General features: G+C 54.4%; 11 protein-coding genes. 2 read left to right on the top strand and 9 right to left on the bottom strand.

Features of this window, described 5'->3' with window-relative positions:
* Window positions 1–13: 13 nt before the first annotated feature.
* The 3 genes from AC2A1E_RS08695 to ibpA all read right to left on the bottom strand — a co-directional run bounded on the left by AC2A1E_RS08695 (window position 14) and on the right by ibpA (window position 2,746).
* The gene (locus AC2A1E_RS08695; RefSeq protein ID WP_484383412.1) at window positions 14–1,669 is read right to left on the bottom strand and encodes a putative transporter; all 1,656 of its coding nucleotides are present in this window, start codon (window positions 1,667–1,669) and stop codon (window positions 14–16) included.
* Between the two features lie 167 nt (window positions 1,670–1,836).
* Window positions 1,837–2,265 (bottom strand): small heat shock chaperone IbpB, encoded by a 429-nt coding sequence (gene ibpB / locus AC2A1E_RS08700; protein WP_076943822.1) that lies wholly within the window; start codon window positions 2,263–2,265, stop codon window positions 1,837–1,839.
* 67 nt (window positions 2,266–2,332) lie between these two features.
* Window positions 2,333–2,746 carry a small heat shock chaperone IbpA gene (ibpA, locus tag AC2A1E_RS08705; protein WP_459400683.1) on the bottom strand — a complete coding sequence of 138 codons (414 nt, stop codon included), beginning with the start codon at window positions 2,744–2,746 and terminating at the stop codon, window positions 2,333–2,335.
* Between the two features lie 447 nt (window positions 2,747–3,193).
* Here ibpA and AC2A1E_RS08710 point away from each other — a divergent pair, with 447 nt between their 5' ends.
* Window positions 3,194–3,538 carry a YceK/YidQ family lipoprotein gene (locus tag AC2A1E_RS08710; protein ID WP_484383413.1) on the top strand — a complete coding sequence of 115 codons (345 nt, stop codon included), beginning with the start codon at window positions 3,194–3,196 and terminating at the stop codon, window positions 3,536–3,538.
* 22 nt (window positions 3,539–3,560) lie between these two features.
* Here AC2A1E_RS08710 and AC2A1E_RS08715 read toward each other — a convergent pair whose 3' ends face one another.
* On the bottom strand, window positions 3,561–4,841 hold the full coding sequence (locus AC2A1E_RS08715) for a YidR family protein (protein ID WP_484383414.1): 1,281 nt from the start codon (window positions 4,839–4,841) through the stop codon (window positions 3,561–3,563).
* 119 nt (window positions 4,842–4,960) lie between these two features.
* On the opposite strand from AC2A1E_RS08715, the gene AC2A1E_RS08720 reads away from it, so the two are divergent.
* Window positions 4,961–5,932 (top strand): threonine/serine dehydratase, encoded by a 972-nt coding sequence (locus AC2A1E_RS08720; RefSeq protein ID WP_484383415.1) that lies wholly within the window; start codon window positions 4,961–4,963, stop codon window positions 5,930–5,932.
* Between the two features lie 78 nt (window positions 5,933–6,010).
* Here the strand turns inward: AC2A1E_RS08720 and yidA are convergent, their stop codons facing one another.
* From yidA to dnaA, 5 genes are all read right to left on the bottom strand, one after another.
* Window positions 6,011–6,826 carry a sugar-phosphatase gene (gene yidA, locus AC2A1E_RS08725; protein WP_484383416.1) on the bottom strand — a complete coding sequence of 272 codons (816 nt, stop codon included), beginning with the start codon at window positions 6,824–6,826 and terminating at the stop codon, window positions 6,011–6,013.
* Between the two features lie 249 nt (window positions 6,827–7,075).
* A complete protein-coding gene (gene gyrB / locus AC2A1E_RS08730) occupies window positions 7,076–9,490 on the bottom strand; it encodes a DNA topoisomerase (ATP-hydrolyzing) subunit B (RefSeq protein ID WP_484383417.1) in 2,415 nt (804 codons plus the stop codon).
* Window positions 9,491–9,508: 18 nt separating this feature from the next.
* Window positions 9,509–10,597 carry a DNA replication/repair protein RecF gene (recF, locus tag AC2A1E_RS08735; RefSeq protein ID WP_459400677.1) on the bottom strand — a complete coding sequence of 363 codons (1,089 nt, stop codon included), beginning with the start codon at window positions 10,595–10,597 and terminating at the stop codon, window positions 9,509–9,511.
* 37 nt (window positions 10,598–10,634) lie between these two features.
* Window positions 10,635–11,735 (bottom strand): DNA polymerase III subunit beta, encoded by a 1,101-nt coding sequence (gene dnaN / locus AC2A1E_RS08740; protein WP_484383418.1) that lies wholly within the window; start codon window positions 11,733–11,735, stop codon window positions 10,635–10,637.
* Between the two features lie 5 nt (window positions 11,736–11,740).
* Window positions 11,741–13,135, bottom strand: a complete 1,395-nt coding sequence (gene dnaA, locus AC2A1E_RS08745) for a chromosomal replication initiator protein DnaA (RefSeq protein ID WP_484383419.1) — start codon at window positions 13,133–13,135, stop codon at window positions 11,741–11,743.
* Window positions 13,136–13,660: the final 525 nt, after the last annotated feature.

Raw genomic sequence — 13,660 nt, forward strand, 5'->3', positions numbered from 1 at the left:
GCCCCAAATACAGCTACATCGTCCAGAACAATACCGCCAGCAGTTGCGGAGACATAATGCGCAGGAACATCGCTAACGGATACACCGTGGCATAAGACAGCGCCGCAGCACCACAGGTAGGATGCAGGCCGTTGGCAAAGGCCAGCGCTGGCGGATCGGTCATCGAACCGGCCAACATGCCGGAGAGCGTCAGGTAGTTCATCTTGCCCACCACCCGGGCCAAAACCCCCACGGTGATCAGCGGAATCGCGGTGATCAACACACCATAGCCCACCCATGCCATCCCTTCGCCATGCAGCAGCGTATCGACAAAGTTACCTCCCGACTTCAGGCCAACCACAGCCAAGAACAGCACGATCCCCAGCTCACGTAACGCCAGGTTGGCACTCGGTGGCATAAACCAGTACAGCTTGCCGATGCTGCCGATACGCCCCAGGATTAACGCCACCACCAGCGGGCCACCGGCCAGCCCCAAGCGCAAGGCCGCTGGGAAACCGGGAATAAACAGCGGAATCGAGCCCAGCAGCACCCCCAAGCCGATACCGATAAACACCGGCAGCATCTGTACCTGTTGCAACTTCTGCTTGGCGTTGCCGACAATCGCCGCCACGGCTTCGATCGCCTCTGGCCGCCCGACCAGGTTGAGAATATCACCGAATTGCAGCGTGACATTACTGCCTGCCACCAGTTCTACCCCAGAACGATTGAGGCGCGAAATCACCACGTCGTATTTCTGCTTCAGATTCAGATCGCGGATTTTTTTGCCCAGCACCTTTTCGTTAGTGACCACCGCACGCACCACCTGCAACGCCGTGCCCTGCGTGGAGAGTGACACATCCACCTCCTCGCCAATCACCAACCGGGCATTCTCCAACTGCTCACGCTTGCCCACCAGGTGCAGGTAATCCCCCAGCTCCAGCTTCTCCTGCGGGGCAGGCACCATCAGCAAGTCACCGCGTTTGAGGCGCGAGCAAATAATGTCGTCACTGTTGAGCAGCGGTACGTTTTTGATCGCCATACCATGCAGGTTAGGGTTGCGCACCGCCACGTTCATAGTCTGCAACAGCTCGCTATTGCCCAGGCTACTTTCGAACTCCCGCGCTTCCTTCTCAATATTGATGCGAAAGAACAGGCGGATCAGCCACATCACCAGCAGAATGCCGCAGATGCCGAACGGATAGGCCATCGCATACCCCATCCCCATGCGATTAACCAAATCCGGATCGGAGCCCAGATCGGTGAGGATTTGCTGCCCGGCCCCCAGCGCCGGAGTGTTGGTGACCGCACCGGAGAACACGCCAAGAATGATCGGCAGTGGCACGGCAAACAGCTTGTGCACAATCGCTGCCACCACCCCGCCCACCAACACCAGCAAAATGGCAAAACCATTCAGCCGCAAGCCGGATACGCGCAGGGATGAGAAGAAACCAGGGCCAACCTGAATACCGATGGTGTAAACAAACAGGATAAGGCCGAATTCCTGAATAAAGTGCAGCATATCGCCGTTAAGGCTGACTTGATAAGTCTGGGCAAAGTGTCCGACGATAATACCGCCGAACAGCACCCCACCAATCCCCAGCCCGACGCCGTACACTTTCCAGTTTCCGATCCACAATCCGAGAATAGCCACCAACGCCAACATGCTGACGGTCAGGGCAATATCACTCATACGTCACATCCTTACCTCAAGTTTAACAATCGGTATGCGGTTAAAAACACACAATTAATAGGGATTCTGACATAAGGCGCAGGGGGGGAATGTGGGTTGTGCCACAGAATGCAACGGGGGAAGCCCGAATGGACTTCCCCCGTGAGTTTTTCTTTTTTTTCAGCCGCTTATTTAGCTTCTAACCCCGGCGTGCTGCCGATACTGATACGCTGTGGCTGCAAGGCTTCCGGTACATGCCGCACCAGATCGATGTGCAGCAAGCCGTTTTCAAATTTGGCTTCGGCAACCTGCAGGTGTTCTGCCAGGGTAAAGGTCAGGGTGAACTCTTTAAACACCAAACCCTGATGCAGATATTCCACCTGTTTTTCCGGCGGTGTCGGGTTGCCACGCACGGTGAGGCGCGGGCCTTCCACTTCAATGTCCAGTTCGCTCTGCTTGAACCCGGCCAGTGCCAGAGAAATGCGATAGTGGTTGTCGTCGCTTTTCTCAATATTGTAAGGCGGGAACCCCTGTGGTTCCTGGCCACCCATTGAGCTGGCAAGTTTGTCAAAACCGATCCATTGACGCAGAAGCGGGGATAAATCGTAATTACGCATAGTATTAACTCCTTCCAAGAAGCGAGATGATATTGATTAGCCCCCTAACGGCAGGCAAGTATAAAAATTATTTAATTTCGATCCGGCGCGGTTTTAATGTTTCCGGCACGATGCGTTGCATATCGATATACAGCAAACCGTTTTCCAATTTGGCGCCTTTAATTTGGATATGTTCGGCCAACTGGAATTTTCGCTCAAAATTACGCTCGGCGATGCCCTGATATAAATAGGTTCTCTCCGCAGGCTCATTATTGTGGGCACCACGGACCACCAGCAGATTATCGTGCGTGGTGATCTCCAGTTCATGCTCGGCAAATCCGGCAACGGCGATCGCGATGCGATAGTGATTTTCGTCTACTAATTCAACATTATAAGGTGGGTAGCCACCGTTGCCCTGGCTTTGGTTAGCCTCAAGAGCATTGAACAGGCGATCGAAACCAATTGCAGAACGGTATAGCGGAGAAAGATCGAAATTGCGCATAAACAGCCTCCTAAGGCACTTCAGCGAGGTTATTAATATAAGCCCTCCACCATGGACAGACTCAATTTTAGCTATGGCCCAAACTCCCTTACGGCAAGTTCTTAATTTGGCCTGATAAGAAAATGGGGTTTGATTTCTTCATTTCAAGCGTCGATGATCAAAAAATTGTCCATCAGAAACGACGGAGGTCGGTTTATCACATACAATATAGGTTGCCGCCGAGTGATAAGCTGATATACACGTTATACTTCAAGTTGCATGTGCGTTGGCTGCGTTCACTCACCCTAGTCACGTAGGTATCTACGCTCCTAGGAACTCACGAACTTGCCGCCTTCCTGCAACTTGAATTATTTAGGGTACAAATCAGAACGCTTGCGCAGCCAACGACGCTACAGCTTCGAGTAATAAAGCAAATTTAAGGGAAACCGTACCCTTCTGGATGGATTAATGAAACCTCTGAAAATGATAGCGACCAGTTGCATGTTGTTGACCACCAGCGGCTGCTCCAGCGTGATGAGCCACACCGGTGCCGATCAGGGATACTATGCTGGCACGCGCGCCAACGTGGATATGATGAAAAAAGATGACACCAGTTGGGCGATGATCCCACTGCTGGCGATCGACCTGCCCTTATCGGCAGCCATGGATACCCTGTTATTACCTTACGACTACCTGCGTTCAGACAGCGATAAAAAAGCAAAATCACCCAAGGCACGCATCCAACAGGATGAAGAGCAAAATCAGGCCACCAGCGGAAACCCTGGCCAGGGTATGAACGCCCCTTCTCACTGATTGTGGGCCGTATGGCCCACATTTAGACTGTCACAGTAAAAATCTGGCTGAATCCCTCAACCTCGCGCATAAACGCCACCTGCTTACCGTCTGGCGAAAACACCACGGCATCCCCCAGCGGCGGTTGCGGAGTGCGCGGCGTCAAGCGCTGCATTTTGCCGCTGCTCACGTCACACAGCATCAGGCTGTTATCGCACACCAACGCAATCGCCCCCCCTTGCGGGTGCCAACTGAACGCCGACTGGATACTGTGTACACCTTCCGTCACCTGATGTGGCTGACCACCGTTAGGCGAAATGGTCCACAATTGCACAACGCCGCGATCGTCCTGCATCAGAAAGGCGATGGCATCACCCTCTGGAGAACTGCGCAGCCAGTGGCGCGGCGTCGTCGCTACCCCAGGATAGCGACGTTGGCCGGTAAACGTCAGCCGCCGCTGTTGCACCCCGAGCGGTGGCGCAGGCAATGTGCTGTCGGTGCCTTGCAGCGGCGCACTACCGGCTTTGGCGTAATCGGCATCGTTTTCAGGCAGATCGACGACAAATATTTCTGGCAGTTTTTCACCCTGCGCAGAAAGCGTATCGCCGATAAACGCCAATGCCCAGCGCTGGCGGCTACCATCGGCTTTGAGATAACCCCGTTGCCCAACCCAACCCTCTTCATAAGCACGATTGATCTGATCGCTGCCCGGCAGCGGAGTTGGCGTGGTTGAGCTGACCAGTACGCAATAGTGACTGCCGTCGTACTCACGCGGATGCTGCTTGGGCGGATTCACACCATGCAACGGCACCGCGACCCCGACATTACGCAGGTCCAACGCCGGATCGCGTTCGTGCATCACGTGATCGTTATAGGTGAAACTCAGGCGGCTGCCATCCGGGCTGAACACATGCACATGCGTACCGCCGCGCAAGGCTCCGGGCGTGTAAGGGGCGGTAATATCCATCGCATCCAGGGTGATCGCCAGTTCGCGATCCGGCTCGCAGACAATCACGCCGCGACGATGGTGAAAATCGTAATGCCAATGGCTGTCCGGGTGTTCGGGCCCATGGATAAACGCGTAACGTGCCGGTGTATCTGGGCTGACCGTGACCACGCCCACATGCGCCCCGTGCTGTGCCCGATACACCACTTCAACTTCACCATTCACCGCATTCACGCGCTCAATGGTCAATCCGGTAAAGGAGGCGCCGTTAGGGCGAACATCGTAAGCCAGCCACTGGCTGCATGGCGTCCAGACGTTAATGTTGGTTAACTGATGATTGCGCGGAGCAAACGTCAGTTGTTGTTCCCGATGGCTCATGGCGTGGCCTCCTGTTTTTTCGCTATCTATTTCGGTCAAGCAAGATGAACCCATTATCAGGCATCGCACAGACAACTTGAAGTATGATGGGTAGGTATTGAAAGTTTAAAGGGATCGGTATGAATAGTTTATTTGATGAGATTGTCTTGGCGCACCAATTGTTACGCCCACAGGTTCGCATTACGCCTTTGGAGCGCAGCGTGTTGCTTTCACAACAACTGGGCTGTGAACTGTATCTGAAATGCGACCACTTGCAGCATACCGGCTCGTTTAAATTCCGTGGAGCCAGTAACAAACTGCGCCTGTTGAACAAACAACAGCGAACACAAGGGGTGATTGCTGCATCAAGCGGCAATCATGGCGTAGCGACCGCATTGGCAGGCAAACTAATGGGCATTAACGTCACCGTATATGCCCCTGAAACTGCCGCCGCCATCAAGCTGGAAACCATTCGCGCCCTCGGGGGCCAGGTGGAACTGATCGCGGGTGATGCGTTGAATGCCGAACTGGCCGGGGAAAAAGCCGCTCACGAACAGCATAAAACCTACATTTCCCCTTATAACGACCTTCAGGTTGTGGCTGGCCAAGGCACCTGCGGTATGGAAATGGTAGAGCAACAGCCCGATCTGGATGCGGTGTTCGTTGCGGTTGGCGGTGGCGGTTATATTGCCGGTATTGGTAGCGTACTGAAGCAATTGTCGCCGAAAACGCAGATTATTGCCTGTTGGCCAGAAAATGCCACCAGCATGTACAGCGCGCTGGAGGCCGGGCATATCCACCCGGTGGAAGAGCAGGAGACGCTGTCTGACGGCACCGCTGGCAGCGTTGAGCCGGGCGCGATCACTTTCCCGCTGTGCCAGCAGGTGATCGACCGCAAAGTGCTGGTTAGCGAACAGGAAATCAAGCAGGCGATGCGCATGATTGCCGCCAGCGATCGCTGGATCATTGAAGGCGCTGCCGGTGTGGCCTTGGCCGCGGCCTGCAAACTGGCACCAGAGTTTCAGGGGAAAAAAGTGGCCGTGGTGCTGTGCGGTAAAAATATCGTGCTGGAGAAATACCTGAAGGCCGTTAGCGATGAGAATCAGCAATAATTGCTGTGTTCAGGGGCTATCACCCCAGCCCTCTCCCAGCAGGAGAGGGAGCTAACGGCAGGTTGCTTTGGCTAGCGATTAAACATCCAGCACAAACTTTTCGATCGCGCGCGCCACGCCGTCTTCGGTATTGCTGGTAGTCACAAACTGGGCGATCTCTTTCAGTTCAGGAATAGCATTGCCCATCGCCACACCAACCCCGGCATATTCGATCATCGCAATATCGTTGCCCTGATCGCCCAGCGCCATCACGTTTTGCTGTTTGATGCCGAGATGATCGGCCAGCATTTTCACCCCGGCGCCTTTATCCACTTGCTTGTGCAGGATCTCCAGATAAAAAGGCGCACTTTTCATAATGGTGTAGCGTTCGTGCGCTGCTGCCGGAATACGGGCAATGGCCTTATCAAGTAATTCCGGTTTATCAATCATCATCACTTTTGGGAAGCGGATCGTGCGATCCATCTCTTCAACGCTGCGGTATTTCAACGGGATACCGGTCATGGCGGCCTCGTGGACGGTGTATTTGCCAATATCTCTGTTCGGCGTGTACAGGGTATCGAAATCAAACGCCTGGAAATGAACGCCAAACTCCCGCGCCATCTGTTCAAAATAGAGATAATCCTCAAAACCCAGCGTTTCCTGCAAAATGCAGGCACCATCCGCCGCTTGCAGCACCAAGGCACCGTTATAGGTAATACAGAAATCACCACTGCCCTGAATATCTAACTGACGCAGATAGTCTTGCACACCCACATAGGGCCGCCCGGTGGCTAACACCACATGCACCCCTTGGCTGCGTGCGGCGCTAATCGCCTGCTTTACCGCTGGCGTAATCTGGTGCTGTGGATCGAGCAGCGTACCATCCATATCAATTGCAATCAGTTCAACAGCCATTAAAGCCTCTCCCAGTAGTTTTCCTCATGCTATACCCGTCATACTTCAAGTTGCATGTGCGTTGGCTTTCCTCACTCCCCCCAGTCACATAGTGGCCTATGCTCCTGGGGATTCGCTCCGTCGCCGCCTTCCTGCAACTCGAATTATTTAGGGTAAAACGCGTTTCAGCTTGCCATATCAGGGCTAAAAACGGCATAAAAAAATCCGCGCGAGTTGCCCGGCGCGGATTTTTAATCGCAAATTTTCGCGTTAGATATCGATATTCGCTGCTTTCAGGGCGTTTTCTTCGATAAAGGCACGACGTGGTTCAACCGCATCGCCCATCAGGGTGGTGAACAACTGGTCAGCCGCGATAGCGTCTTTCACCGTCACACGCAGCATACGGCGCTGCTCGGGATCCATGGTGGTTTCCCACAGCTGTTCCGGGTTCATTTCACCCAAACCTTTATAACGCTGCACCGACAGACCACGACGTGACTCTTTCACCAGCCATTCCAGCGCCTGTTCGAAGCTGTCTACCGGCTGACGGCGTTCGCCACGCTCAATATAGGCATCTTCTTCAAGCAGGCCACGCAGTTTTTCACCCAGCGCACAGAGCTTGCGATATTCACCGCCGTGGATGAAATCGAAGTCCAGATCATAGTCGGTATCCACACCGTGGGTACGAATACGCAGCACTGGCTCAAAGATCTGACGCTCGAGATTTTCATTAATCACAAAGTCGTAGCTGCTGCCATGCTGTTCATTATCGTTCAGCAATTTCACCAGTGATGCAATCCACGCCTGCACTTTGGCGCGATCGCCCAGATCGCCACCTTGCAGAGTAGGCTGGTAGATCAGGTTGTTCAGCAACGCGCGCGGGTAGCGGCGCTCCATACGACCGATCAGTTTCTGCACGCTGTAGTGTTCAGCCACCAGTTTTTCCAATGGTTCACCTGCCAAAGCCGGGGCGACCGCATTGGTGTGCAGCGTCGCGCCGTCGAGCGCAATGGCGATCTGGTACTGGTCCATCGCTTCGTCGTCTTTGATGTACTGCTCTTGCTTGCCTTTTTTCACCTTATACAACGGTGGCTGAGCGATAAACACGTGGCCACGCTCGATGATTTCCGGCATCTGGCGATAGAAGAAGGTCAACAGCAGCGTACGGATGTGCGAACCATCGACGTCGGCATCGGTCATGATGATGATGCTGTGGTAGCGCAGCTTATCCGGGTTGTATTCATCACGGCCAATGCCGCAGCCCAGCGCGGTGATCAGCGTTGCCACTTCCTGCGAAGATAGCATCTTGTCGAAACGGGCTTTCTCAACGTTGAGGATTTTACCCTTCAACGGCAAGATCGCCTGGTTCTTACGGTTACGCCCCTGTTTTGCCGAGCCGCCCGCCGAGTCCCCTTCCACCAGGTACAGTTCAGACAGCGCCGGATCGCGCTCCTGGCAGTCCGCCAGTTTGCCCGGCAGGCCAGCCAGATCCAACGCGCCTTTACGGCGGGTCATTTCACGCGCTTTACGCGCTGCTTCACGAGCACGGGCTGCATCAATGATCTTACCGACAACGATTTTGGCATCTGATGGGTTTTCCATCAGGTAATCCACCAGCTTCTCGTTCACCAGCGATTCAACCGCCGTTTTCACTTCGGAAGACACCAGTTTGTCTTTGGTCTGTGAAGAGAACTTCGGATCCGGCACTTTCACCGAGACCACGGCAATCAGCCCTTCACGCGCATCATCACCGGTCGCGCTGATCTTGGACTTTTTGCTGTAGCCTTCTTTATCCATGTAGTTGTTCAGGGTACGGGTCATGGCGGCACGGAAACCGGCCAAGTGAGTCCCCCCATCACGCTGCGGGATGTTGTTGGTAAAGCAGTAGATGTTTTCCTGGAAACCATCATTCCACTGCAACGCCACTTCCACACCGATATCGTCTTTCACGGTGGAGAAATAGAACACCGTTGGGTGGATCGGGGTTTTGTTCTTGTTCAGGTATTCGACAAAGGCTCTGATACCCCCTTCGTAATGGAAGTGGTCTTCTTTGCCATCGCGCTTGTCTTTCAGACGAATAGAAACGCCGGAGTTCAGGAACGACAGCTCACGCAGGCGCCTGGCCAGAATGTCGTATTCGAATTCGATGTTATTGGTAAAGGTCTGGTAGCTCGGCCAAAAACGCACGGTGGTACCGGTTTTCTCGGAGTCACCGACCACTTTTAGCGGGCCCTGTGGCTCGCCGTGGCAGTAAGTCTGCTCATGCACCTTGCCTTCACGGCGGATCACCAGCTCTAGCTTCTCGGACAAGGCGTTAACCACCGATACGCCCACACCATGCAGGCCGCCGGAAACTTTATAGGAGTTGTCGTCAAATTTACCGCCAGCGTGCAACACGGTCATGATGACCTGCGCCGCAGACACCCCTTCCTCTTCGTGAATACCGGTTGGGATACCACGGCCATCATCCTGTACTGAGACGGAGTTATCGGCGTGGATGGTCACCTGAATGTCACTACAGTGGCCAGCGAGTGATTCGTCGATAGCGTTGTCCACAACCTCGAACACCATATGGTGCAGACCGGTGCCGTCATCAGTATCGCCGATATACATGCCGGGGCGCTTACGCACGGCGTCCAGCCCTTTTAATACCTTGATACTTGAGGAGTCATAAGAATTCGACATCAACGTTTCTCGCTCATTTTAGTCCTGTGGTTGAACCTCTATTTTACCCTGTTCCACGCGGAACATCTTGCCCTTTTCACCCATCATGTCGGTTACTTGTTCAGCGCTGACTGCGCTGACAAAAACCTGAGCCTGGGTGGCTTTCAGGCGATCGGCCAGCAACCGGCGACGGCCGGTGTCCAGCTCGGAGGCAAAATCATCAATCAGATACAGGCAACGCCGCCCGCTCTGGCGGGTGAGAAACTCACCCTGCGCCAAGCGCAATGCGCACATCAGCAGCTTAAGCTGACCGCGCGATAACATATCCTCTACCGGCGTGCCTTCGGCACGAATACGGAAGTCCGCCTTATGCGGCCCCAGCGCGGTATAGGTTAACGCCCTGTCGCGCTCAAACTGGCGCTCCAGCAGCTCTCCGTAGTCGCTCTCTTTGTCCCAGCCGCGCTGGAAAGAGAAACTCAGGGCAAATTCGGGCAAAAACTGCGCGCAGGTCGCGGTGATATCCGCGGCAATTGCGTCGCTGTAGGATGCCCGCCACTCGCTGATGCGTTCGGCCAACGGGATCAGTTCCTGGTCCCAGGCGCGAATCTGCGCATAGCGGCTGACCTGGCGCAGCGCGGCATTGCGCTGCTTCAGTAACCTTTTCAGGTTGCTCCAGGCGGTGAAAAAACCGGGTTCATTGTGAAAACAGCCCCAGTCCAGGAAAGCGCGCCGATATTTCGGCCCGCCGTTTAGCAGAGTAAAACCTTCAGGGGTGATCAACTGCATCGGTAATAACTGGGCAAGCTCAGCCACTTTGTGACCATCGCTGCCATCAATACGCACTTTGCTGTCACCCTGACGGCTCTTGCTTAATCCCACCGATAACTCACGTTCTGTACCTTCGATGATCCGGCCGTGTAATACGAACTCCGGCTGATCGTGGCGGATCACCCGCCCGGCCTGCAGGCTGCGAAACGCCCGCCCGTGGCCAAGCGTATACACCGCTTCCAATACGCTGGTCTTACCGCTACCGTTGGGCCCCACCAGGAAGTTAAATCCCGGCGCGGGAGCCAGATCGGCAGCTTCAATGTTACGGAAATCTTTAATCAGTAAGCGCGTCAGTGCCATGCAATCTCTTTACCGATACCGGTACTTCTTTATAGAACTACAACCGCATTGGCATGACGACGTAAGCCGCCGCCTTACTGGCACCGTCTTCGATCTGCACGCTGGAGACCGAGTCGGTCAGCAACAGACGCACATCTTCACACTTGAGCGCATTCAGCACATCCAGCACGTAACTGACGTTGAAACCGATCTCCATCTCGGTGCCGTCATAGCTGACATCGAGGATCTCTTCCGCTTCTTCCTGTTCTGGATTATTGGCGGTGATCTTGAGCTGGTTCTGGCTGACGTATAAACGCACGCCGCGGAACTTCTCGTTCGACAAAATAGCCGCACGGGCAAACGCCTGCTTGAGCAGGTCGCAGCCCGCTTCCAGCGTTTTATCCGGGTTCTTCGGCAATACGCGGCGATAATCCGGGAAACGACCGTCAACCAGCTTGGAGGTAAAAATAAAATCCCCCACGTGGGCACGAATATTATTGCTGCCAATCTGCACCCGCAGCAGCGTATCGCCGCCGTCCAGCAGGCGCACCAGCTCCATCACCCCTTTGCGCGGCACGATCACCGAATGCGTTGGCAACTGCTGGCCAATCGGCATCGAACACACCGCCAGGCGGTGGCCGTCGGTAGCCACAGTGCGCAGTTCTTCCCCTTCAGTTTCAAACAGCATACCGTTCAGGTAGTAACGCACATCCTGATGCGCCATCGAAAACTGGGTGGCTTCGATCAGGCGCTTCAGCGTCGCCTGCGGCAGGGTGAATTCAACTTCGCTCTGCCAATCATCCAGGTTCGGGAAGTCTATCGCCGGCAAGGTAGACAGCGAGAAACGGCTGCGGCCAGAACGCACCAGCATACGCTCGCCTTCCAGTTGCACGGTAATCTCGGCGCCTTCCGGCAGGCCACGGCAGATATCAAAAAATTTACGCGCGGGGACGGTGGTCGCGCCCGCTTCATGGGGCTGAGACAGGGCAACGCGTGCCACCATCTCCATCTCCAGATCGGTTCCTGTCAGCAACAGGTTACCTTCCGTCACCTGCAACAGCAGGTTACCCAGAATCGGCAGCGTTGGGCGGCCACCCAATGGGCTACTCACCTGTTGCAGCGGTTTTAGCAGATGCTCACGTTCAACGATAAATTTCATATGCGCTATGACGACAATGTTCTGATTAAATTGGAGAAATCTTCTTTGATGTCGTGACTTTCCTCACGCAACTGCTCAATCTTGCGGCAGGCGTGCAACACCGTAGTATGGTCGCGGCCACCAAACGCATCGCCGATTTCTGGCAGGCTGTGGTTGGTGAGCTCTTTTGCCAATGCCATCGCCATCTGGCGCGGGCGGGCAACCGAGCGCGAACGCCGTTTAGACAGCAAGTCCGCGATTTTGATTTTATAGTACTCCGCCACCGTCTTCTGAATATTGTCGATGGTGACCAGCTTTTCCTGCAATGCCAGCAGATCGCGCAGCGCTTCGCGCACGAAATCAATGGTAATAGCACGGCCGGTAAAGTTTGCGTTGGCAATCACCCGGTTCAGCGCCCCTTCGAGCTCACGCACGTTGGAACGCAGGCGTTTGGCGATAAAGAACGCCACTTCGCCCGGCAGACGGATATCGTTCTCGTCGGCCTTTTTCATCAGGATCGCCACGCGGGTTTCCAGCTCCGGCGGTTCGATCGCCACCGTCAGGCCCCAGCCAAAGCGGGATTTCAGACGATCTTCAACGCCGTTGATCTCTTTGGGATAACGATCCGAGGTCAGGATGATCTGTTGATTGCCTTCGAGCAAGGCGTTGAAAGTGTGGAAAAACTCTTCCTGCGAACGCTCTTTGTTGGCAAAAAATTGAATGTCATCGATCAGCAGCGCATCAACCGAGCGGTAGTAACGCTTGAACTCTTCAATGGCGTTGTTCTGCAATGCCTTAACCATGTCTTGCACAAAGCGTTCCGAGTGCATGTAGACCACTTTGGCATTGGCCTTACGCGCTATGATGCCGTTACCGACCGCATGCAACAGGTGGGTTTTACCCAAGCCAGTGCCACCATAAAGGAACAGGGGGTTATAAGCACCGCCAGGATTATCTGCCACCTGGCGGGCAGCCGCGCGCGCCAATTGGTTAGATTTACCCTCAACAAAGTTATCGAAGGTGTGCTTGGGATTCACGTTGGAACGGTATGACAGCTCAGGGGGCGGTGCAGCGTTGTCCCAACTGGGGCGCGACGGTGCAACCATGCGCACCACCGGGGCCACGGGCGCACTGCTGACGCTGGCCGTAACAGGCTGACTAATGGTTCGCGTCAGCGGTTTACTGCCCACTTCAAAACGCAGCAGCGGTGCATCAGTGCCGCAGAAGTCGTTTAGCAACCCATTGATATTGTTTAAGTATTTATCGCGAACCCAATCCAGTACAAAACGATTGGGCGCATACAGCGCCAGGGTATTGTCACTCAGTTCCGCCTGCAATGGGCGTATCCACATACTAAATTCTGTGGCAGGTAACTCATCCTGCAATCGGGCAAGACACTGCTGCCAAAGCGAAAGTGACACGGCGGACTCCACTCGAACAAGATCAATAAAAAGAAAAGAATCAGGCTACTTTTTTATAACTCATGATTTTTTGACACACGCCCGGCATCGGCCGAAAACCTGTGGGGCATGCGAACCGCCTTTCACGGTTTATGTCCCTGACGATCCCTCATTTGGGATCGCGATCGGAATGAAGGATCATAACGCAATACGCGCAAGAGATCCTCCCCTTCATCACAGATTAGATCCATTTTATCCACAGCCATTGGCGAGTGGTTGTATTTTAGCCGCTTGTAGCGCAACGCTGATGAGATCTGATCCCGCGGCAGCACGTTTTTACCACATAAACGAGTTATACCCTGTTATCCACGCCGGATCCTCGCTTTAAACACGCAGGATCGCACCGGGATCCTTGCGATTTCACCCCGAGTCCGTATAATCTTCGCCCTACGTGTGATGCCTGGTTCCTTAACGGTGAGTGATTTGCCAGACGGGATTCTGCGGTGACCACGGGCCAAGGCCGGGATTTTGTTCCGTATTTGGCAA

Source organism: Serratia sp. HNCC26DJ206 (assembly GCF_057180605.1).